Raw genomic sequence first — 20,896 nt, forward strand, 5'->3', positions numbered from 1 at the left:
CTTAGTCCCTCTAAACACCTTCAGAATCAGTTATCTTTAGTGAAAAAATCTTGAAATATCACCTTGTCGCAATGAAGTTCGATTAAATCTACCTGTATGTTGTAGTTCATCTCGAAGTATTTTGCGAAGCTCGGATTTTGAAATTTCTTTCGTTTCTTCTTTTACTTTCACTGCTTCTGTTTGATTTTCTTTCATTTGCAATACTTGTTTAATTCCGGCCATATTTAAGCCTTGATCTAACAAATCTTTAATCTCTAACAACTTATCTACATCGTTAAATGAAAATAATCTACGATTCCCTTTTGTACGGGTTGGAAAAATAAGATTATGCTCTTCATAGTAGCGAATTTGACGTGCAGATAATTGTGTTAAATCCATTACAATACCAATTGGAAACAGCGGAGCAGAACGTCTATCTTCTTTCATCACTTCAGTTCCTCCTTCGCCTTAACTGTCTCTCATTTTATATTATGTTATGTTTAGTGTCAATAGATGTTAGCTTTTCTTACATGATTTTTTTATTCTTTTTTCTAATAGCACAAATCATTACTTTCACATGAAAAAAGCTGTCGAAATCGACAGCTTCCCTTTAAGAAATTGTTAATAGATTTTTTTCAATTAACGCATCAATCGCAGAACAAATCGCAATCTTTACATGCGAATAAGTTAATCCACCTTGTACATAAGCGACATAAGGTGGACGAATTGGGCCATCAGCTGACAATTCAATACTTGCACCTTGAATAAACGTCCCCGCAGCCATAATTACATCATCTTCATAACCCGGCATATAGTTTGCATACGGAGTGAAATGAGAATTAATTGGAGATGCATATTGAATCGCTTGACAGAACGCAATCATACGATCTTTATCATCAAATTGAACAGATTGAATTAAGTCTGTTCTTGGCGCATTCCACGCCGGTGACGTGTTCATTCCTAACTTTTCTAAAAATGCCGCTGTAAAAATCGCACCTTTTAGCGCTTGCCCCGCAACATGCGGTGCCAAGAAGAAACCTTGATACATTTCTTGTAAACTATATAAGGATGCTCCCGCTTCTGCCCCAATCCCTGGAGATGTTAAACGATATGCACACGCTTCAACATACTGTTCTTTACCGACAATGTAACCACCCGTTTTAACAATTCCCCCGCCAGGATTCTTAATAAGAGAACCTGCCATTAAGTCCGCACCAACATGACATGGCTCTTTTTCTTCAATAAATTCGCCATAGCAATTATCTACGAATACAACAACATCCGGTTTAATCTCTTTCACAAACGCAATCATCTCTTTAATTTGTGAAACAGTAAACGACGGACGAGTAGCATATCCTTTTGAACGTTGAATACCAATCATCTTCGTGTTACTACGGATCGCAGCTGCAACAGCTTCAAAGTCCACAAATCCCTCTTCAGTTAACGGAACTGCATTATAACCAATATTATATTCTTTAAATGAACCTACACCTTTTCCGCGCACACCAACGATTTCTTCTAACGTATCATACGGTTTCCCCGTTATGTATAGTAACTCATCTCCCGGACGTAAAATACCGAATAAAGCTGTTGAAATTGCGTGAGTACCTGAAATAATTTGCGGACGAACAAGACCCGCTTCTGCCCCAAATACATCAGCATACACTTTCTCTAACGTGTCACGACCAATATCATCATAGCCATAACCTGTCGTCGGAATAAAATGCGAATCGCTAATTTTATGTTTACGAAAGCTTTCTAGCACACGAAATTGATTACTCTCAATCACTTCATCCACACGTTTATGTACTTCTGTAATTTGACTTTCCACTTCTTTTACGATCGGAGCCATTTTTTCTCCATTTTTCAAACGATCAAACATTATTATTTTCTCCTTCTTCCACTAAAAATCTCTTTAATTGTCCATTAAGCGATGAATGAGCAAATATATACCCTGTACAATCATATACAAATTCATCTTCTAAAAACTCCATTTTCATTAATAGCGTTTCTGTCTTCAAAAGTGTTAACAATCTACCTTCACTAGGAGGAATCATCACTTTATAAACTTCCATTTCTTCCTTCATCTTCGTTTCTATCGCTTCTTTTATACGTAATAGATCACTTTCTTCAAACGCACTAGTCATTAAGAAATCACTTTTCGGAAACGGAATAAAATTTTGATGCAATTTATCTTTTTTATTATATAACGTAATAATAGGAATATGATTAATTTCAAGGTCCGACAATAATTGTTTTACTGTCTGCTCATGCCCTACATAATTAGAATCTGCCGAATCAACAACATGTAAAATAACATCCGCTTCACCAGCTTCTTCTAACGTTGAACGAAAAGCAGCGATTAGTGACGTAGGTAAATCTTGTATAAAACCAACCGTATCAGTCAAAAGCACTGTATAACTAGAAGGTAATGGCATCTTCCTTGTTGTCGGATCTAACGTTGCAAACAATAGGTTTTCTTCAAACGTATCCGCTTCCGTTAATCTATTAAACAATGTAGATTTCCCTGCATTTGTATACCCAATTAACGAAACTTGAAATACTTTATTATCTTTCCTTCTCTCACGATATCTTTTTCGATGTTCCACAACAACCGCAAGCTGTCTCTTTATTTCATCAATACGAGATCGAATATGACGACGATCTGTCTCAAGCTTCGTCTCTCCTGGTCCCCTTGTACCAATTCCACCACCAAGACGTGATAAAGCAAGACCTTGTCCCATAAGGCGTGGCATTGTATATTGCAACTGAGCTAATTCTACTTGAAGCTTACCCTCTCTCGATTTCGCACGTTGCGCAAAAATATCTAGTATTAACTGCGTTCGGTCAATAACTCTCGCATCTAATACTGAAGATAAATTCCGAATTTGGCTTGGTGTTAACTCATTATTAAAAACAATAACAGCCGGTTCTAATTCTTCCGTCAACGCTGCAAGCTCTTCTAGTTTACCTTTTCCTATATAGGTCGCCGGATGAAACTTCGGGCGCTTTTGCGTCGTCGATACTAACACTTCCGCTCGCGCAGTCTTCGCTAGCGATGCAAGCTCTTTCATGGAATGCATAAATTTTTCATCATCATCTTGCGATAATTGACAGCCAACTAATATGACTTTTTCTTTTTCTTCCATCAAATATGTTCACTCATCCTTTTCGAAATTTAAACCTTCTAATATAATAGCAGAGGAAGCACATTTCATCTAGTTAGCGGGGGAGAAAATTCATGGCATGGGAGATTTTTAGCATCATCGGCACAATCGCTTTCGCACTTAGCGGAGCCATCGTTGCAATGGAAGAAGATTATGATATTTTCGGGGTATATATTTTAGGAATGGCAACCGCATTTGGGGGAGGTGCCCTTCGTAATTTATTAATCGGTTATCCAATCGTCGCATTTTGGCAACAAGACATGTTATTCCAAATCGCACTATTATCAATGACGATTATTTTTCTTTTTCCAAATAAATTAATTAGACATTGGAAAAAGTGGGAAAACATCACAGATGCCATCGGTTTATCAGCATTCGCTGTACAAGGAGCACTATATGCTCAAAAACTAGATTTACCAATTAGCGCTACAATCGTAGCTGCTGTTTTAACAGGCATCGGCGGCGGTATTATTCGTGATCTTTTAGCACGTAGAAAACCTCTCGTCCTTCGAGCTGATGTATATGCGTTTTGGACGATTTTAGCCGGTTTTTTGATTGGTGCTAAAATCATCGTTAGCGATTGGGCTCTATACACCTTATTCATTTTAATTGTTTGCTTCCGCATGGTTTCTATTCATTACAAATGGCATTTACCGCATAGACGTATCGATACAAAAGAGCGTTCAATGCATAAATAGCAATCTAACCTCTTTACATATCGTAAAGAGGTTTTTCTTTTCTAACGAGTTTTTCTTTACATAATGTTTATACTAATTTTTAAAGCGAGGTGAATACAAATGACAAACCATGTTAATAAAGGTGCTCAAAAAAGTTCAGTAGACCAAATTACACACGATCCTAATTCAGCACACGAAAAAAGCGCTAAAATGGAACGCTTCCATAAATCTTACCAAGAAAAAGCGAAAAAAGAGTAACGTACTTATACATCAAAAAAACAGACGCACAGTTTACGTACTGTGCGTCTCCTCTTCAAGCATCAAATCCATACTTGATATCCCAATTAAATCATATTTATCATACGTATCCTCTTGTAACAATCGCATAGCTTGTGTACGAATCGATTTTTCAACAATATTCCGTACGTATCGTCCATTACTAAACGATGTAATTTGCGACGAATACTTTGCCGCATGTAAATGATCTCTAAATTTCCATTCTGCTTCTTTCGATAACTGATATTCGCGCTCTTCATACATTCTCTTTCCAATTTCCAATAACTGATTTACCGAGTAATCCGCAAATTCAATAATAAACGGAAAACGAGATTGCAACCCTGGATTTAATGAAAGAAAATGATTCATCTCTCTTGAGTATCCAGCCAAAATTAATACAAAACCGTGTTGCTTATCTTCCATATGCTTCACAAGTGTATCAATTGCTTCCTTCCCAAAATCCTTCTCTCCACCTCGCGCTAATGAATACGCCTCATCAATAAACAAAATACCTCCCATAGCCTTCTTTATTAAATCTCTTGTCTTTTGCGCTGTATGACCAATATACTCTCCTACAAGATCAGCACGTTCAGCTTCGACTAAATGCCCTTTTGATAAAATATTCATCTCAAACAACAATTTCCCTATCATTCTAGCAACGGTTGTCTTCCCTGTACCAGGATTTCCTTTAAATAACATATGAAGCACTTGCTTCTCAGACTTCAACCCCATTTCCTGTCTTTTTTTATTCACATAAATCCAGGCATAAATTTCTTTTATTATCTTTTTTATTTCATCCATTCCAACAAGCTTTCCCATTTCCTCTTCAATTCTCAGCAACATCTCATGTTTAGTAGTGGTTTCACTTGAAATTACCGTTTTATTTTCTGATGCCGGTAACGAAATTTTCTTTCGATGATTTAACACAATATTAATTTGATTGTTATTTTTCTTACGCATTGATTGTTCCATACAATCACCTCATTTTATCCACTCACCAAATATTATTATTCCCGTCCCCCTTGCAAATGCCTATTTCCAGAAAAATTTGCTATAATATAAGAAATAATTAAGGTGGTGGGACTATGGAAACAAAGGAATTCCATGATACAATACAAGCCTTTTCTATTTTTTTATTAAATAAAGGCCGAAAGTCTTCAACTATTAAACGTTATGTTTATGACATTGAAGATTTCGGACATTGGTTAGAAAAAAACAAAAAGCTCCCTTCCAGTAATATATGGGCTACACTTTGTACAAAAGACTACGAAGATTACTTTTCCGACTTAAAAAAGAATCGACACTACTCAGAGAAAACGATGCATCGTATATTTATTGTACTAAATAGAATGTATCATTTTCTTAATATTCCTAATCCATTAAAGGCTATGGAGATTGTCATCCAACCAGACCGTACATTACGCAATGAAGATTTCATTTCCTCCGATGAGGAAAAAAGATTAAAGCATATAGTTACTTCATTAGAAGGACTCTCAGAAAAACAGCTTCCTGTTCGGCCATTATTAATGGATCGTAATATCGCTATTTTGCACCTACTGATTGACTACGGATTATCTTTACAAGAACTTACATCATTAACAATGAATCACGTTCACTTCGAAAATAATACATTATCTATTCCGGCAACCGCAGGAATACAAAGAACAATAACATTAACAAATGAAGATAAGAAACAACTGTACACGTATTATAAAAGCATCCCAGAACCAGTTCGTCCAAAATATCATAGCAATGATCCATTGTTTGTTGCATTTGATTTTAACCGAGGAACATACAGATGGGTTTATGAAAATGATGCACCAAAAGCATTAACAGAAATCGCCGTCCAAAAAATGATCCGACTTGAAGTAGCAAGAGCAAATTTACGTAAAGGCATTTCTGGACAACATTTCCGAAACACCTTTATTTTACGCCTAATAAAAAAACAAATCCCAGAGCCAGAAATCATAAAATTAATTGGCTTCAAATCAAAAATTTCACTAAAACGATATTACAAATATGTAGAAAATAGAAAAAACGCCTTATAATAAGGCGTTTTTTCTATTTTTTTCTCGAAACAATCAATTTTACTATGACCATTTAACTATTCTCTGCATCTACTATGATGAGTTTCGTTCACATTCTTATTAGAAAGGAGAGATTTAATGTCTCGCTTTAACGACAATCAAAATAAATACTCCAATCCATGCTTTCCAACTAGCGCTGGACGAATTCCAACTACCCCAACGATTCCAATTACTAAAGCGCAAATTAGAACATTCCGCGCAATCATTAACGATTTAATAAAAATAATCCCTAAACTTTTCGCCAATCCATCTCCCAAAAACATAGAGGATCTAATAGATACATTGCACCTACTAAGCAAATTCATCTGTTCACTAGACACTACTTCCGCTCTGAAAGCACAAGGATTAGCCATCATTAAAAACTTAATAACTATATTAAAAAATCCGACCTTCGTAGCAAGCGCTGTATTTGTTGAACTTCAAAGCTTAATTAATTATTTACTGTACATTACAAAACTATTCCGAATTGATCACTGTACACTCCAAGAGCTTCTTAAACTAATAGCAGAATTGCAATGCACCTTAGTTAATTCGGCTTCATTCGGCAGAGGACCTACTGGACCTACTGGACCTACTGGACCTCAGGGACCTCAAGGGAATACTGGCGCTCAAGGACCAGCAGGCGCTACTGGATCTCAGGGACCTCAAGGGAATACTGGTGCTCAAGGACCAGCAGGCGCTACTGGATCTCAGGGACCTCAGGGGAATACTGGTGCTCAAGGACCATCAGGTGCTACTGGATCTCAAGGACCTCAAGGGAATACTGGTGCTCAGGGACCAGCGGGTGCTACTGGGGCTCAAGGACCAGCGGGTGCTACTGGATCTCAAGGACCATCAGGTGCTACTGGGGCTCAAGGACCAGCGGGTGCTACTGGATCTCAAGGACCTCAAGGGAATACTGGGGCTCAAGGACCATCAGGTGCTACTGGATCTCAAGGACCTCAAGGGAATACTGGGGCTCAAGGACCTCAGGGTGCTACTGGATCTCAAGGACCTCAAGGGAATACTGGGGCTCAGGGACCAGCGGGTGCTACTGGATCTCAAGGACCTCAAGGGAATACTGGTGCTCAAGGACCATCAGGTGCTACTGGGGCTCAAGGACCATCAGGTGCTACTGGGGCTCAAGGACCATCAGGTGCTACTGGATCTCAAGGGAATACTGGTGCTCAGGGACCTCAAGGGAATACTGGCGCTCAAGGACCAGCAGGCGCTACTGGATCTCAAGGGCCATCAGGTGCTACTGGGGCTCAAGGACCATCAGGTGCTACTGGATCTCAAGGATCTCAAGGGAATACTGGTGCTCAGGGACCTCAAGGGAATACTGGCGCTCAAGGACCTCAGGGTGCTACTGGATCTCAAGGACCATCAGGGGCTCAAGGACCTCAGGGTGCTACTGGATCTCAAGGACCATCAGGTGCTACTGGGGCTCAAGGACCATCAGGCGCTACTGGATCTCAAGGGAATACTGGTGCTCAAGGACCAGCGGGTACTACTGGATCTCAAGGACCATCAGGTGCTACTGGGGCTCAAGGACCATCAGGTGCTACTGGCGCTCAAGGACCATCAGGTGCCACTGGATCTCAAGGACCTCAAGGGAATACTGGCGCTCAAGGACCAGCGGGTGCTACTGGATCTCAAGGACCATCAGGTGCTACTGGGGCTCAAGGACCAGCGGGTGCTACTGGCGCTCAAGGACCAGCAGGCGCTACTGGGGCTCAAGGACCTCAAGGGAATACTGGCGCTCAAGGACCAGCGGGTACTACTGGATCTCAAGGACCATCAGGTGCTACTGGGGCTCAAGGACCAGCGGGTACTACTGGATCTCAAGGACCATCAGGTGCCACTGGATCTCAAGGACCTCAAGGGAATACTGGCGCTCAAGGACCAGCGGGTGCTACTGGATCTCAAGGACCTCAAGGGAATACTGGATCTCAAGGGCCATCAGGTGCTACTGGTGCTCAAGGACCAGCAGGTGCTACTGGTGCTCAAGGACCAGCAGGTGCTACTGGATCTCAAGGACCTCAAGGGAATACTGGCGCTCAAGGACCAGCAGGCGCTACTGGATCTCAAGGACCTCAAGGGAATACTGGCGCTCAGGGACCTCAAGGGAATACTGGCGCTCAAGGACCAGCAGGCGCTACTGGATCTCAAGGACCTCAAGGGAATACTGGTGCTCAAGGACCATCAGGTGCTACTGGCGCTCAAGGACCATCAGGTGCCACTGGATCTCAAGGACCTCAAGGGAATACTGGCGCTCAAGGACCATCAGGTGCTACTGGATCTCAAGGACCTCAAGGGAATACTGGTGCTCAAGGACCATCAGGTGCTACTGGATCTCAGGGACCTCAAGGGAATACTGGTGCTCAAGGACCAGCAGGTGCTACTGGATCTCAAGGACCTCAAGGAAATACTGGTGCTCAAGGACCAGCAGGCGCTACTGGATCTCAAGGACCTCAAGGGAATACTGGATCTCAAGGACCAGCAGGTGCTACTGGATCTCAGGGATCTCAAGGAAATACTGGTGCTCAAGGACCAGCAGGCGCTACTGGATCTCAGGGACCTCAAGGGAATACTGGCGCTCAAGGACCTCAAGGGAATACTGGCGCTCAAGGACCAGCAGGCGCTACTGGATCTCAAGGACCTCAAGGGAATACCGGGGCTCAAGGACCTACAGGCATCGGGGTTACTGGACCTACAGGACCGGCGGGTGGTGCCACAGGTGCTACTGGACCTACAGGGCCGGCGGGTGGTGCCACAGGTGCTACTGGACCTCAAGGGAATACTGGTGCCCAAGGACCTCAGGGTGCTACTGGATCTCAAGGGAATACTGGTGCTCAAGGACCAGCAGGCGCTACTGGATCTCAGGGACCTCAAGGGAATACCGGGGCTCAAGGGAATACCGGGGCTCAAGGACCAGCGGGCGCTACTGGCGCTCAAGGACCAACCGGGGCTACAGGCATTGGCGTTACAGGACCAACTGGACCTACTGGAATTGGCTTCCCAGTAGCAACAATTGTTGTAACAAACAACATTCAACAAACTGTACTCCAATTTAACAACTTCATTTTTAATACAGTATTTAACGCAAACAATATTATCTTCAACGGCACAGATACAGTTACTGTTATCAACGCTGGTATTTATGTAATTGGCGTATCCATCTCTACAACTGCACCAGGATGCGCTCCGCTCGGAGTAGGAATTTCACTAAATGGAGCAGTAGCAACTGACAACTTCTCTTCAAATCTAATAGGCGACTCACTTTCATTTACTACAATTGAAACGTTAGCAGCTAGCACAAATATTTCTGTCAAATCTACCCTTAGTGAAATTACAATTCCCGAAACAGGCAACACTAACATCCGACTTACTGTATTTAGAATCGCTTAAATTTCACTATTTATTGTTTATGACAAATAAAAAAAGAGCGAGAAACTCGCTCTTTTTTTGTTATGTACAATAATTCATTACTACTCTAATTCAATTGAAACATTTTTTTGTGGTACAAATGTAGAAATTGCATGTTTATAAATAAGCTGTTGCTTACCTTCTGTTTCCAGCAGGACTGTAAAATTATCAAATCCTTTAATTAATCCACGAAGCTGGAAACCATTTAATAAGTACAGCGTAACGAACGTATTCTCTTTACGGAGTTGATTTAAAAACTGATCTTGAATATTGATTGATTGCTTCATGTCGAATCCTCCTCTTTTTCTCTACTTACTACTATTCGACTTTAGTTGTAGCTTTCCTTCTATGTATCGTAAAATTTCTGACGTTTTTTCACCATCAGTAACATCGAACCACGCGACATCCATCTTATTACGGAACCACGTTAATTGACGTTTTGCATAACGGCGTGAATTCGTCTTTAATTGTGATACCGCTTCTTCTAAAGATACACGATTCTCAAAATAATCATATATCTCTTTATAACCAATCGCTTGAATAGATTGACAATCTCGCACTCCTCTTTCATGTAGACCTTTTACTTCTTCTAATAAACCTTGTTCAATCATTAGGTTAACACGTAAGTTAATGCGATCGTATAGCATTTCTCGATCCATTGTCAACCCAATTAATGAAACATCGTACAGTAACTCATTTTCTTGTTTTTCGAGCTGGTTACTCATTTTTTCACCCGTCGTGTGAAAAATTTCTAACGCCCGAATAACACGCCTTACATTATTGGCATGAATACGCTCCGCACTTTCTGGATCTACTTCTTGCAACTTTTTATGTACATATTCCACACCGCGTTCTAACGCTAACTTTTCCATCTGTTCTCGGTATGTAGCGTCCCCAGCCTCATCTGTAAACTGGTAATCGAATAGAACAGATTGTATATAGAGACCGGTTCCACCAACAATAATTGGTAACTTCCCGCGCTCTGTAATTTCTCGAATGCACTTACGGACACGTTCTTGAAATTCCGCCACAGAAAATGAATCTTCCGGATCTTTTATATTAATCATATAATGCGGAATTCCGTCCATCTCATCTGTCGTCACCTTTGCAGTCCCGATATCCATCGTACGATAAATTTGCATGGAATCACCACTAATAATCTCACCATTCAACGCTTTTGCAAGATCGATACTTAATTTCGTCTTTCCGACAGCAGTTGGCCCAATGATGACAGCAACTTTTTCACGTTGCACTTCTCCCATATCATTCAACTCTCTTTATGTAATATACTCCATCTATTGATTATACCCAATCTTACCAATTTTAACGGCATGATTGCAAGTTCTTTGAATCCAGTACATGAAATTACACATAAAAAAGAGCATAGCTTGTCCAATTCTGCATATACATGATAAAAAATAGCTCAGAGAGGGTGCAATGACTATGAAACAAGCGACTATCGATTTTCCCTTATTAATAAAAGACCTTATTTTAGCTACTGCTACAAAAGAACAAAATTGTTCACAAGAAGAATTATACTTCGCACTAAATTGTTTACTACGTTCCTTTCATTCTACTCTTCAAGAAACAGCGTTACATCCAGAAAATAAAAATACAGAGTATATGCAAACTCAATTTTGCACCGCATATAAAATTATTACAGGTAAAACAATTTACCCTTTTCAATAATTCTTATATAAAAAAAGCGGCCGCTTAGACATTTTCAAGCAGCCGTTTTTATTTTAATAAATTATTTTATAACTTTCACTTTAACGGATTTACGACCCCAACTATCAGCAGTGCCATCTGAACCAACTAAAACATCAATACGGTTTCCTTTAATCGCACCACCAGTATCTCCAGCAATTGCTTCTCCATATCCTTCCACCCACACTTTTGATCCGAGAGGAATTACTTTCGGATCAACAGCAATAACTTTCATGTTTGGATTCGCTGTTAAATCATGACCCATTGCAGTTAACACTCGACCACCATATGTGCCATTTTCACCCGGATTAGCTGTGTAAGCTGTCGCTTCTACTGTTATTTCACGACCACCAGAAGGTTCACTTGTTTCAGTAGATTTCGCCACTGGCTTCGCTTGCGCTACTGGTTTACTTGATGCTCCACTTTTAACTGATTCTTTTCCGTTAACTGCCGTATCATTTTTAGCCGGAGTTTTCTTCTTAACTGATGTATCATTTTTAACCGCCGTTTTCACCTTAGTTGGCGCTTCATCTTGAGCTTGAACTTCTTTTCTTTCAATAACAGGTGCTGTACCTGTTAAAAATGGTACGTGAACATACGCCGCTTTCCCACCATATTCGAATTGTAACCATTCGTTTTGTACTTGATTTGTCGTTTCAATCAAGTCATCTTTTTTAAGCGTGCCAAGAATTTCTGAATCAGTATTCGCTCCAGCACGAATGTTTAATACGTTTGCTGTTACATAATAAGAATTTTTCGTAAACTCAGCACTTACAAACGCTTCTTTGCCATCTAATTTAATTTTGGACCATCCGTTTTCTGTATTTATAACATCTAATTTATTTCCACTTAACATTTTACCTACAAGCTTTGATTCTACAGTTGGGTTTTCTCTAACGTTTAATACATCTGTTGTTACAATCGTTTCCGCTTTAGCAGAACCTGCAAAAATCCCAAGACCAAAAACTGCTGCTGTTGCTATACCTAATAATTTTTTCATGAATAGCCTCCATTTGCTTTGTTTTCGTGTTCTCATTATAGCAACAGTTTTTTGCAGAATTTCGAAAATCACACAATTACAAAGCATTCGTAATAAACGATTAATGATTTGTAACATAAATTTCCATATTGAAGAATTGTATTTCCACCAAAATTAGCAATAGTTTTCATATATTTCTCACACATTGGTATAAGAATTTTTTTCCAAAAAAAATTACAGTATTACTTTTTTGTTACAAAAAAATCACTTTTCATTACATCTTTTACCAAAATCCATCATAATTCCATTATTAAATTACTTTTTGTAATGAAAAAGGAACAACTCCTATTAGCTGTCCCTTTTTATCTTTTATTTAACTTTCTTCTTCCAAACCCCTATCATAATAGCTGAAACAATCGTCCCAATTAATATAGAGACAATATATAGCAACGGTTTATTCACTAATGCGATAACAAACAATCCACCATGCGGTGCCGGCAATGTAATTTGGAATAACATAGATAAGGCACCCGCGATGCTTGAGCCAACAACACAACTTACAATTACACGTACCGGATCGGCAACGGCAAATGGAATAGCACCTTCTGTAATAAACGACGCTCCCATAATATAATTTGTTAAACCAGATTTACGTTCCGCTTCTGTAAATTTTGTTTTAAAGAATGTAGTTGCTAATGCAATCGCAAGTGGCGGTACCATACCACCAGCCATAACAGCTGAGTGCACACCAAAGTTCCCTGCTGAAATTGCAGCGATACCAAATGTAAATGCTGCTTTATTAATTGGACCACCCATATCAATTGCCATCATACCACCTAAAATTAAACCTAATAGTATAGCATTTGTGCCACCTAAACTATTTAACCAACTCGTTAACATTTCATTTAACGCAACTACAGGTGGATTAACTACTTTTAACATGATAACACCTGTAATTAATAACCCCAATACCGGATAAAGCAAGACCGGTTTAATCCCTTCTAACTGCGCCGGTAAACTAGAAAATAACTTTTTCAAACCAACAACAACATATCCTGCTAAGAATCCAGCAATTAATCCACCTAAAAATCCAGCATTCGCTTGTGCCGCTAAAAATCCTCCGACAACACCAGGCATAAAACCAGGTCGATCAGCAATAGAACTTGCAATAAATCCAGCTAGAATTGGTACAAGGAATAAGAAGGCTCCTTTTTCTCCACCGCCAATAGCCATTAATATTTCAGCAATAGGACCTTCCGCCTTAATTCCACCGAACATAAATGCTAACGCGATTAAAATTCCACCACCAACAACGAATGGAAGCATATTACTTACACCGCTCATTAAATGCTTATAAATTCCCAATCCTTTTTCTTTCTCTACACTTTCTGCCTTCCCATCCTCTTTTACACCTTTAAAGATTGGTGCATCTTGTTTTACAGCTCGATTAAGAAGGATTTCAGTTTTTCTAATCCCATCAGCGACTGGCACTTGAATGACATGTTTTCCAGCAAAACGGTTCATTTCTACTTGTTTATCTGCAGCTACAATAATTGCTGTTGCGCGTTCAATATCTTCTTGCGTTAAACCGTTCTTTACACCTGTTGATCCATTCGTTTCAACTTTAATCGCAATCCCTAACTCTGCCGCTTTCGCTTTCAAACTATCAGCAGCCATATATGTGTGAGCGATTCCAGTTGGACAAGCTGTAACAGCCAATACGTATGGTTCATCCCCTTCTGGCTTCGCTACTTCAACTTCTTCTTCTTTTTCATTCTCTTTTTCATCAAATAAACGAAGAAGTTCATCTTCATCCTTTGCTTCTAATAATTGCTTGCGAAACCCTTCATCCATTAATAATGTAGATAGACGAGACAACGTTTCTAAATGAGTATTATTCGCCCCTTCACTCGCAGCAATCATAAAGAATAAATGTGCAGGCTGTCCATCAAGTGATTCATAGTTGATACCGCTTACACTTCTACCAAAACAAATCGATGGTCGTTTAACAGCCTTCGTCTTCGCATGAGGTATAGCAATCCCTTCACCAATTCCAGTTGTACTTTGCGACTCCCGCTTTAAAATAGCTTCTTTAAATTCAGCTTTACTATTTAAACGATTTGCCCCGCTTAACTTCTCAACTAATTCATCTATGACAGCTTCTTTATTTAAAGCTGTCAAGTTCATAATGACTGTATCCCTTTTTAATAGTTCTGTAATTTTCATATGTTGCTTCCCCCTATCGCTTAACTACAATTACTTGCGACAATAATTCTTCTATTTCTTCCTTCTTACATAAATCTGCTGAAAATGCTGTTGCACTCCCTGTTGCAACGCCATATTGAAATGCCTTTTCAATATCTTTCGTCCGTTCATATATACCTACAAACCCTGCAACAAGAGAATCTCCAGCCCCAACCGAATTAATTACAACACCTTTTGGAACAGTTGCTTCATATATACCTTCTGCCGTAAATAATAAAGCTCCATCTCCTGCCATTGATACGATAACGTGCCCTACACCTTGTTCGATTAATTGTCTTCCGTACGGTAAAATGTCTTCTACTGTTGAAAGCTTCACTCCAAACAACTCACCAAGTTCATGATGATTTGGCTTAATTAAAAATGGCTTATTTTTAGTTACATGCTGCAGTGCACTTCCACTTGCATCTACTACTACACGAATACCTTTTTCGGCTCCAAACGCTGCGATTGATTCATAAAAGGTAGTTGGAATAGAAGAAGGTACACTTCCAGCTAGTACAACACAATCTCCAGATTGCATACTTTCGATTTTTTTCATCAATTGTTCAAATTGCTCATTTGTCACAATAGGACCTTGTCCATTTAGCTCTGTTTCTTCTTGCCCTTTTATTTTCACATTAATTCGAGAATCTCCATCTACTTGGACAAAGTTTGTTGTTACACCTTCGTCATGTAATACATCTTTAATAAATTGACCAGTAAATCCACCAGTAAATCCAAGTGCTACATTTTCAACACCTAAACGATGAAGAACACGAGAAACATTAATTCCTTTCCCTCCAGGAAACTTCATATCTTTCTCTGCTCGGTTTACTGTTCCTAAATCGAAAGAATTAACTTGTACTACATAATCAATAGATGGGTTTAAAGTAACTGTATAGATCATTGTTTATCAGCCTCAATTACATTGGTTTGTCTTTTATATTTTTCTAAATCAATTTCTAAATGGTTTGTAATAATATTTGCATCTTCAACATTTGCAATTTTCGCAAACGCAACTTCTGAAAACTTACTTTCATCAGTTAAGAAATATCCTTCGTTCGCTAATGTTAGTGCCATTTGTTTTAAGAGTGCCTCTTCTGGGTCTGGCGTTGTAAAACCAAGCTGTTCATGTACACCATTCGCTCCTAAAAAACATTTATCAAAGCGATATTTCTGCATACTTTCTTGCGCCATTGCACCAATTAAAGCTTTCGTCCTACTCTTCATCATCCCGCCTAGTAAATACGCACGAATATTATTTTCAACTAAAGCTTCAATATGCATAAGACCGTTCGTAACGACAGTAACATCTTTATTTATTAAAAATGGAATCATTTCAAATGTTGTACTTCCTGCATCTAAATAAACGCAATCCCCTTGTTCAACAATACTAGCCGCATACTTAGCAATTTGTTGTTTTATTTGAATGTTTTTGGATGATTTTTCAACCATCGTTGGCTCCTGTCCTTTTCCTGTTAAAACAGAGGCTCCGCCATGAACTCTTTTTAATAACCTTTGTTTTTCCAATTGTGCTAAATCACGACGTATTGTTGATTCAGAGCTTTCTGTTCTTTCAACTAATTGCTGTAATTTAACAACTTTCTGTTCTTTTACAAGTTGCAATATCATTTGATGACGTTCAGGAGTTAACATTTTATTCACCTCTCCTTTGATTACAGTATAATGAAAACGATCACAAAAATCAATCATAATCAGTCAAAAATAATCATTAACGATCATAATCGGTTATAAAAAAACAAAAAAGAAACCTATTTGATACAACAATCAAATAGGTTTCTTCTCTCGCTTCACTTATAAAGAAGCTTTATAAATTGCAAGAACATCATCTTTATTTAATTTTTTAAAGTTACCGAATTCACCATAAGCCATCGCTTTATCCGCCATTAAGTCAATTTCACTTTCTCTAATAGCGTAATCAGCTAATGTTACTGGCGCTTCAATCGAAGTCCAAAATTGACGTAACGCCTCAATTCCCTCTAATGCAACCTCTTTATCGGTCTTCCCATCTGTTTCTACATCGAATACACGAATAGCGAACTGTTTAAAACGACTTACATTTTCATCTACAACACACTTCATCCAGTTCGGGAATAAAATCGCAAGGCCACCCCCATGTGGTATATCATGAACAGCAGAAACTGCATGCTCAATATTATGAGTTGCCCAATCTCCTCTTACTCCCATTGCTAAAATACCGTTTAAAGCCATCGTTCCGCAATATAAAATTGTTTCCCTGTGCTCATAATTTTCTAAATCACTTAAAAGCTTAGGAGCTGTTTCAATTACTGTTTTTAAAACAGATTCACAATAACGATCTTGTAATTCTGTATTCATGCCGTGATGGAAATATTGCTCTAATACGTGCGACATAATATCTACCATACCATAAATTGTTTGATCTTTCGGTACAGACGCAGTATGAACTGGGTCTAAAATTGAAAACTGTGGGAAAGTAACTGGACTACCCCATCCGTACTTTTCATTCGTTTCCCAATTTGTAATTACAGACCCTGCATTCATTTCAGAACCTGTTGCTGCAAGAGTAAGTACAGTACCAAATGGTAACGCCTCGCTAGCAAATGCTTTTTTCGTTACAATATCCCATACATCACCATCATATTTACTACCTGCAGCAATTGCTTTCGTACAGTCGATTACACTTCCTCCGCCAACCGCTAAAATAAATTCGACTCCATTGTCTTTACAAATTTGAATCCCTTTCTTTACTGTTGATAAACGAGGATTCGGTTCAACACCTGTCAACTCAAACACTTCCGCATTTATATCCTTTAAAATAGAAATTACATTATCATAAATACCGTTTCTTTTAATACTTCCTCCACCATATACGAGAAGAACTTTTTTACCGAACTGTGGAATTTCAGTTTTTAACTGCTCTAATTGTCCTTTACCAAAAATAAGTTTTGTTGGATTACGAAATACAAAATTTTGCATATACCTTTACCATCCCTTCCATATGAAAAGCAACTATACCTTTGTATACCACACTTTTTAAATTTCACAAACAAATTTGCTTAACAAAAAATCTCAGCCTTAAAGGCTGAGATTTTTTATTGATAATAAGGCGAGATCATTAAGTAAACAATAACACCAGATAAACTTACATATAACCAAATCGGCATCGTCCAACGTACAATTTTACGGTGACGTGTTAATTGATTCGTAAAACCAAATACTAGTGCGAACAATGCAAGTGGTACAATAATCGCCGCAAGGATAATATGTGTAATTAAAATGATGAAATACACATATTTAATGAATCCTTCCCCGCCGAAATGTGTTGCCGGTGCCAAGTAATGGTACGATAAATATGACACACAAAATAATAAAGTCGTTGTAAATGCTGCAAGAATAAAACCACGGTGCATCTTTACATTCTTTTTAATAATAGAGAATAAAGCTGCTAATAAAAATACAAACGTAAAACTATTAAAAATTGCGTTTAACATTGGTAAGATAGTTACATCAAAATGTACTTCTCCTTCATAGCCAACAGGTCCAAAGAACAAAAACAAAATAATCGCATTTACAATTACAGAAAGCGTTATCACAATAGGAGCATAGCTTTTCTGATTTGTTGATTGATCCACCAATATGGTCACTCCCTCTTCCTTCAAATATGTATACATAACCTCACTATTTTAACATATTATTCACAGTGTAAATGTGACAATAGTTTGACACAGTAAGACGGAGCAAAGAAAAAAATCCTTCTTAATAAAACTTCTTAAGAAGGATTTTATCGCTTTATTATTTAAATAGCAATGCGATTAGTTTTTATTAAAAAACGTATTGCTATACGCTTGATATATTTCAGACACTTGATATCCCATTAATGAAATTGCTGTTAATGAAAAGAAACCAATCATAAGAAATCGAAACCACATATAAATCTCCTCCTTGTATTTAGCTTAAAAAACGTTAGCTATATTACAAGTTGAGTGGCACTCTTCTTCATCACTTGCTTTCTTCTTTACAATTGCTGTTATAAATCGAATCATAAAGAATATAACAAAAGGAAATTGTTCGTAATTCACCTTGGCATAGTTCAGCAACGGCTCGCGCTGCACATCGAACGGGGATGAGAAGGAATAGAACACACCTTGCTCTTCCATATATACGATTACAATTTTCATACAAAATACTATCCCAAGAAACGAAACAATATCTTGCCATTCTGTCGTATATAACAGATTATACAGTTCTAATACGTACTCTTCCATCGTCATCCCCCCTTCCTTTTTTATCATTTTGCTCTCCTTCATATAAAAAGTCAAGAAAAAAGTTTATTTTCACTATGCTAATAGTAATTACTTGTTTCTTTACTTATATATGAATCTTTCCTAGCAATGATTGGATGTGATTTTCTTTGTAAACAAGAGATTCGAATCAAAATGATTCTCCCTTCCTATTTCAAAAATCCTAACTGTATTATTTTTCTTTCTATTCTAATTACTATTTTTCTTCAATAAAAAAACTGAAAGTTCAGGTACACTCCAAAACCTGACAGGCATTCGAGTCGTTCCAATACCCCGATTTACATATAAATGTAATGGCTTACTCTTTCCATCTAATTCATACATTCCTTCAACATACTTCTCTGCTAATTTTGTGGTAATTAAAGGGCCTACAAAAGGAATCTGAACTTGTCCTCCGTGACTATGTCCCGAGATTTGAAAATCAACTGGATAACAAGCTACTTTGTCTACAACATCCGGCTCATGTACTAATAGCATATTGAAATCTTGTTGTCTTAAGTTTTTTAAAGTCGAATCTATTTGTGGTTTCCCTAATAAAAAATCATCCAAACCTGATATTGTAATATACTTGCCATTTTCCACTTTAATTTTCTGCACGTCATTTACTAAAACAGAAAAACCCGCGTCCTCCATGTACCTTTTATAGAATAAACTACCGCCCCCGCCTCTATCATGATTCCCAAACACAGCATACTTTCCGAGAGGAGCATGAATTTTTCTCAAAATTTCTTTTGCCTCTTCTCTTTCCTCATTATAAGATCCGAACTTATCTATTAAATCCCCTGTAAAAACTACTATATCTGGACGTAACTCATTCATTTTCTCCACCAAATTATCTAGTTGTTTCAGTGTAAACTCTGGCCCTAAATGTACATCTGAGAATTGCAATATTTTTTTATTGTTAAACTCTTTAGGAATCGTAGAAGCTTCTATTTCATTCCACGTGACCGATACTAATCTTCGTTCTATTTCTGTTGCATAGAAATACAAAATTATCGGAATTATTAATATAATTATTAAACTAATAATAAATTTCTTTAAGATTGATTTTTTTTTTTGCTCTCTTTTTACATGATGCGTATTCATATTTTCACCTCTAGAAGTACTTTAAAACTCTTTTGTTACACTGATGTGACAATATGAAAAAATGATACGAATTTCAATTTTTTTGTAAATATATCTGCGTACACTTGTTCTCTGAACTTTTATACGTTATAATAACAACTTAAATAGCATTATTTACATATGAGGTGAAAACATGAATAAAACAGAATTAATCAAAAACGTAGCGCAATCAGCTGAAATTTCTCAAAAAGAAGCTACTGTAGTTTTACAAACTGTAGTAGAATCAATCACTAACTCTTTAGCTGCTGGCGAAAAAGTACAACTTATCGGATTCGGTACATTTGAAGTTCGCGAAAGAGCTGCTCGTACAGGCCGTAACCCACAAACGGGTGAAGAAATGCAAATCGCAGCTTCTAAAGTACCTGCTTTTAAAGCTGGTAAAGAACTAAAAGAAGCTGTAAAATAATGAAAAATAGCCTTCTCATTTATGAGAAGGCTATTTTTTTCATTATATAATTAATAAAAATCTGACCATTATGCTGCTTATTTTGTTCCTTTATGCAAATATAACCTTTACTTTCAAAGAAAGGTTTTGCTGTAATACTTGCCTCTGTATATATATCCCTATGCTGCAAGTTCACTGCTTCTTGTTCTAACTTCTGTAGTATGTACGAAGCTATCCTTTTTCCTTGATAATCTTTATGCGTAAATAAGCGATCTATGTAATGATCATCATTATAATCCCCAAATCCCACTATCACACCTTTGCAATCAGCAACGTAACAAATATTCTTTTCTATAGACTGTAGCCATCTCTCTCTATCTAGTCGCTCTGGAGCCCACGCCTGTAGCTGTAACTCGTTATAATCTTTTGCATTAACCGTATGAACCGTTTCATAGAACAATTGTAATACTTGCTCTAAGTCCTCTTTCTGAAATGTTCTAATTTTAATATCTTTAAACATATGTAGAACTCCTTATCAAACTACCGCTTCTATTTCTG

21 protein-coding genes are annotated in these 20,896 nt (G+C 37.9%); 6 read left to right on the forward strand and 15 right to left on the reverse strand.

Going from position 1 to position 20,896, the window contains the following annotated elements:
- Nucleotides 1-36: 36 nt before the first annotated feature.
- From glnR to hflX, 3 genes are all read right to left on the reverse strand, one after another.
- Nucleotides 37-426, reverse strand: a complete 390-nt coding sequence (glnR, locus tag FT637_RS00675; RefSeq protein ID WP_002014475.1) for a transcriptional repressor GlnR — start codon at nucleotides 424-426, stop codon at nucleotides 37-39.
- Between the two features lie 163 nt (nucleotides 427-589).
- Entirely contained in the window at nucleotides 590-1,861 is a 1,272-nt protein-coding gene (locus FT637_RS00680) for an aminotransferase class I/II-fold pyridoxal phosphate-dependent enzyme (RefSeq protein WP_193644769.1), read from the reverse strand.
- Nucleotides 1,854-3,128 (reverse strand): GTPase HflX, encoded by a 1,275-nt coding sequence (hflX, locus tag FT637_RS00685; RefSeq protein ID WP_193645503.1) that lies wholly within the window; start codon nucleotides 3,126-3,128, stop codon nucleotides 1,854-1,856. Before hflX ends, FT637_RS00680 begins: the two co-directional genes overlap by 8 nt.
- Nucleotides 3,129-3,220: 92 nt before the next feature.
- Here hflX and FT637_RS00690 point away from each other — a divergent pair, with 92 nt between their 5' ends.
- Nucleotides 3,221-3,844, forward strand: a complete 624-nt coding sequence (locus FT637_RS00690; RefSeq protein WP_193644770.1) for a trimeric intracellular cation channel family protein — start codon at nucleotides 3,221-3,223, stop codon at nucleotides 3,842-3,844.
- Nucleotides 3,845-3,943: 99 nt separating this feature from the next.
- Entirely contained in the window at nucleotides 3,944-4,081 is a 138-nt protein-coding gene (locus tag FT637_RS00695; RefSeq protein ID WP_002111258.1) for a hypothetical protein, read from the forward strand.
- A 33-nt stretch (nucleotides 4,082-4,114) separates the two neighbouring features.
- On the opposite strand, the gene spoVK is transcribed toward FT637_RS00695, so the two are convergent.
- Nucleotides 4,115-5,071 (reverse strand): stage V sporulation protein K, encoded by a 957-nt coding sequence (gene spoVK / locus FT637_RS00700; RefSeq protein WP_193644771.1) that lies wholly within the window; start codon nucleotides 5,069-5,071, stop codon nucleotides 4,115-4,117.
- 113 nt (nucleotides 5,072-5,184) lie between these two features.
- Here spoVK and FT637_RS00705 point away from each other — a divergent pair, with 113 nt between their 5' ends.
- Both FT637_RS00705 and FT637_RS00710 read left to right on the forward strand, forming a co-directional pair.
- Nucleotides 5,185-6,147, forward strand: coding sequence for a tyrosine-type recombinase/integrase (locus FT637_RS00705; RefSeq protein WP_193644772.1), 963 nt, complete (start codon nucleotides 5,185-5,187; stop codon nucleotides 6,145-6,147).
- Between the two features lie 117 nt (nucleotides 6,148-6,264).
- Nucleotides 6,265-9,576, forward strand: a complete 3,312-nt coding sequence (locus FT637_RS00710; RefSeq protein ID WP_193644773.1) for a Gly-Xaa-Xaa repeat protein — start codon at nucleotides 6,265-6,267, stop codon at nucleotides 9,574-9,576.
- An 80-nt stretch (nucleotides 9,577-9,656) separates the two neighbouring features.
- On the opposite strand, the gene hfq is transcribed toward FT637_RS00710, so the two are convergent.
- A complete protein-coding gene (gene hfq, locus FT637_RS00715; RefSeq protein WP_000813896.1) occupies nucleotides 9,657-9,881 on the reverse strand; it encodes an RNA chaperone Hfq in 225 nt (74 codons plus the stop codon).
- Nucleotides 9,882-9,902: 21 nt separating this feature from the next.
- Entirely contained in the window at nucleotides 9,903-10,856 is a 954-nt protein-coding gene (gene miaA, locus FT637_RS00720; protein ID WP_193644774.1) for a tRNA (adenosine(37)-N6)-dimethylallyltransferase MiaA, read from the reverse strand.
- A 181-nt stretch (nucleotides 10,857-11,037) separates the two neighbouring features.
- Between miaA and FT637_RS00725 the strand changes: the two genes are divergently transcribed.
- Nucleotides 11,038-11,283, forward strand: a complete 246-nt coding sequence (locus FT637_RS00725) for a hypothetical protein (RefSeq protein WP_002199601.1) — start codon at nucleotides 11,038-11,040, stop codon at nucleotides 11,281-11,283.
- A 61-nt stretch (nucleotides 11,284-11,344) separates the two neighbouring features.
- On the opposite strand, the gene FT637_RS00730 is transcribed toward FT637_RS00725, so the two are convergent.
- The 8 genes from FT637_RS00730 to FT637_RS00765 form a co-directional block, all read right to left on the reverse strand.
- Nucleotides 11,345-12,301: an SH3 domain-containing protein gene (locus FT637_RS00730; RefSeq protein WP_193644775.1), complete on the reverse strand. Its 957-nt coding sequence runs from the start codon at nucleotides 12,299-12,301 to the stop codon at nucleotides 11,345-11,347.
- 348 nt (nucleotides 12,302-12,649) lie between these two features.
- Complete coding sequence (locus FT637_RS00735; RefSeq protein ID WP_193644776.1) at nucleotides 12,650-14,506, reverse strand: fructose-specific PTS transporter subunit EIIC; 1,857 nt, start codon at nucleotides 14,504-14,506, stop codon at nucleotides 12,650-12,652.
- A gap of 13 nt (nucleotides 14,507-14,519) precedes the next feature.
- The gene (gene pfkB / locus FT637_RS00740; RefSeq protein WP_193644777.1) at nucleotides 14,520-15,431 is read right to left on the reverse strand and encodes a 1-phosphofructokinase; all 912 of its coding nucleotides are present in this window, start codon (nucleotides 15,429-15,431) and stop codon (nucleotides 14,520-14,522) included.
- The gene (locus tag FT637_RS00745) at nucleotides 15,428-16,180 is read right to left on the reverse strand and encodes a DeoR/GlpR family DNA-binding transcription regulator (RefSeq protein ID WP_193644778.1); all 753 of its coding nucleotides are present in this window, start codon (nucleotides 16,178-16,180) and stop codon (nucleotides 15,428-15,430) included. Before FT637_RS00745 ends, pfkB begins: the two co-directional genes overlap by 4 nt.
- A 159-nt stretch (nucleotides 16,181-16,339) precedes the next feature.
- Nucleotides 16,340-17,503: an iron-containing alcohol dehydrogenase gene (locus FT637_RS00750; protein ID WP_193644779.1), complete on the reverse strand. Its 1,164-nt coding sequence runs from the start codon at nucleotides 17,501-17,503 to the stop codon at nucleotides 16,340-16,342.
- A gap of 116 nt (nucleotides 17,504-17,619) precedes the next feature.
- Nucleotides 17,620-18,162 (reverse strand): DUF420 domain-containing protein, encoded by a 543-nt coding sequence (locus tag FT637_RS00755; protein WP_000228315.1) that lies wholly within the window; start codon nucleotides 18,160-18,162, stop codon nucleotides 17,620-17,622.
- Between the two features lie 318 nt (nucleotides 18,163-18,480).
- Nucleotides 18,481-18,819 (reverse strand): hypothetical protein, encoded by a 339-nt coding sequence (locus FT637_RS00760; RefSeq protein WP_193644780.1) that lies wholly within the window; start codon nucleotides 18,817-18,819, stop codon nucleotides 18,481-18,483.
- A gap of 198 nt (nucleotides 18,820-19,017) precedes the next feature.
- On the reverse strand, nucleotides 19,018-19,914 hold the full coding sequence (locus FT637_RS00765; protein WP_193644781.1) for a metallophosphoesterase: 897 nt from the start codon (nucleotides 19,912-19,914) through the stop codon (nucleotides 19,018-19,020).
- 172 nt (nucleotides 19,915-20,086) lie between these two features.
- On the opposite strand from FT637_RS00765, the gene FT637_RS00770 reads away from it, so the two are divergent.
- Nucleotides 20,087-20,359, forward strand: coding sequence for an HU family DNA-binding protein (locus FT637_RS00770; RefSeq protein WP_002111275.1), 273 nt, complete (start codon nucleotides 20,087-20,089; stop codon nucleotides 20,357-20,359).
- A 19-nt stretch (nucleotides 20,360-20,378) separates the two neighbouring features.
- Here the strand turns inward: FT637_RS00770 and FT637_RS00775 are convergent, their stop codons facing one another.
- Complete coding sequence (locus tag FT637_RS00775; protein WP_193644782.1) at nucleotides 20,379-20,858, reverse strand: GNAT family N-acetyltransferase; 480 nt, start codon at nucleotides 20,856-20,858, stop codon at nucleotides 20,379-20,381.
- Nucleotides 20,859-20,896: the final 38 nt, after the last annotated feature.

Source organism: Bacillus cereus, from assembly GCF_015071065.1.
GTDB lineage: Bacteria > Bacillota > Bacilli > Bacillales > Bacillaceae_G > Bacillus_A > Bacillus_A cereus_BA.

Coding starts and splice junctions, on each gene's coding strand:
- glnR (WP_002014475.1), bottom strand. CDS start 426: ATGAAAGAAGATAGACGTTCTGCTCCGCTGTTTCCAATTGGTATTGTA.
- FT637_RS00680 (WP_193644769.1), bottom strand. CDS start 1,861: ATGTTTGATCGTTTGAAAAATGGAGAAAAAATGGCTCCGATCGTAAAA.
- hflX (WP_193645503.1), bottom strand. CDS start 3,128: ATGGAAGAAAAAGAAAAAGTCATATTAGTTGGCTGTCAATTATCGCAA.
- FT637_RS00690 (WP_193644770.1), top strand. CDS start 3,221: ATGGCATGGGAGATTTTTAGCATCATCGGCACAATCGCTTTCGCACTT.
- FT637_RS00695 (WP_002111258.1), top strand. CDS start 3,944: ATGACAAACCATGTTAATAAAGGTGCTCAAAAAAGTTCAGTAGACCAA.
- spoVK (WP_193644771.1), bottom strand. CDS start 5,071: ATGGAACAATCAATGCGTAAGAAAAATAACAATCAAATTAATATTGTG.
- FT637_RS00705 (WP_193644772.1), top strand. CDS start 5,185: ATGGAAACAAAGGAATTCCATGATACAATACAAGCCTTTTCTATTTTT.
- FT637_RS00710 (WP_193644773.1), top strand. CDS start 6,265: ATGTCTCGCTTTAACGACAATCAAAATAAATACTCCAATCCATGCTTT.
- hfq (WP_000813896.1), bottom strand. CDS start 9,881: ATGAAGCAATCAATCAATATTCAAGATCAGTTTTTAAATCAACTCCGT.
- miaA (WP_193644774.1), bottom strand. CDS start 10,856: ATGGGAGAAGTGCAACGTGAAAAAGTTGCTGTCATCATTGGGCCAACT.
- FT637_RS00725 (WP_002199601.1), top strand. CDS start 11,038: ATGAAACAAGCGACTATCGATTTTCCCTTATTAATAAAAGACCTTATT.
- FT637_RS00730 (WP_193644775.1), bottom strand. CDS start 12,301: ATGAAAAAATTATTAGGTATAGCAACAGCAGCAGTTTTTGGTCTTGGG.
- FT637_RS00735 (WP_193644776.1), bottom strand. CDS start 14,506: ATGAAAATTACAGAACTATTAAAAAGGGATACAGTCATTATGAACTTG.
- pfkB (WP_193644777.1), bottom strand. CDS start 15,431: ATGATCTATACAGTTACTTTAAACCCATCTATTGATTATGTAGTACAA.
- FT637_RS00745 (WP_193644778.1), bottom strand. CDS start 16,180: ATGTTAACTCCTGAACGTCATCAAATGATATTGCAACTTGTAAAAGAA.
- FT637_RS00750 (WP_193644779.1), bottom strand. CDS start 17,503: ATGCAAAATTTTGTATTTCGTAATCCAACAAAACTTATTTTTGGTAAA.
- FT637_RS00760 (WP_193644780.1), bottom strand. CDS start 18,819: ATGATAAAAAAGGAAGGGGGGATGACGATGGAAGAGTACGTATTAGAA.
- FT637_RS00765 (WP_193644781.1), bottom strand. CDS start 19,914: ATGAATACGCATCATGTAAAAAGAGAGCAAAAAAAAAAATCAATCTTA.
- FT637_RS00770 (WP_002111275.1), top strand. CDS start 20,087: ATGAATAAAACAGAATTAATCAAAAACGTAGCGCAATCAGCTGAAATT.
- FT637_RS00775 (WP_193644782.1), bottom strand. CDS start 20,858: ATGTTTAAAGATATTAAAATTAGAACATTTCAGAAAGAGGACTTAGAG.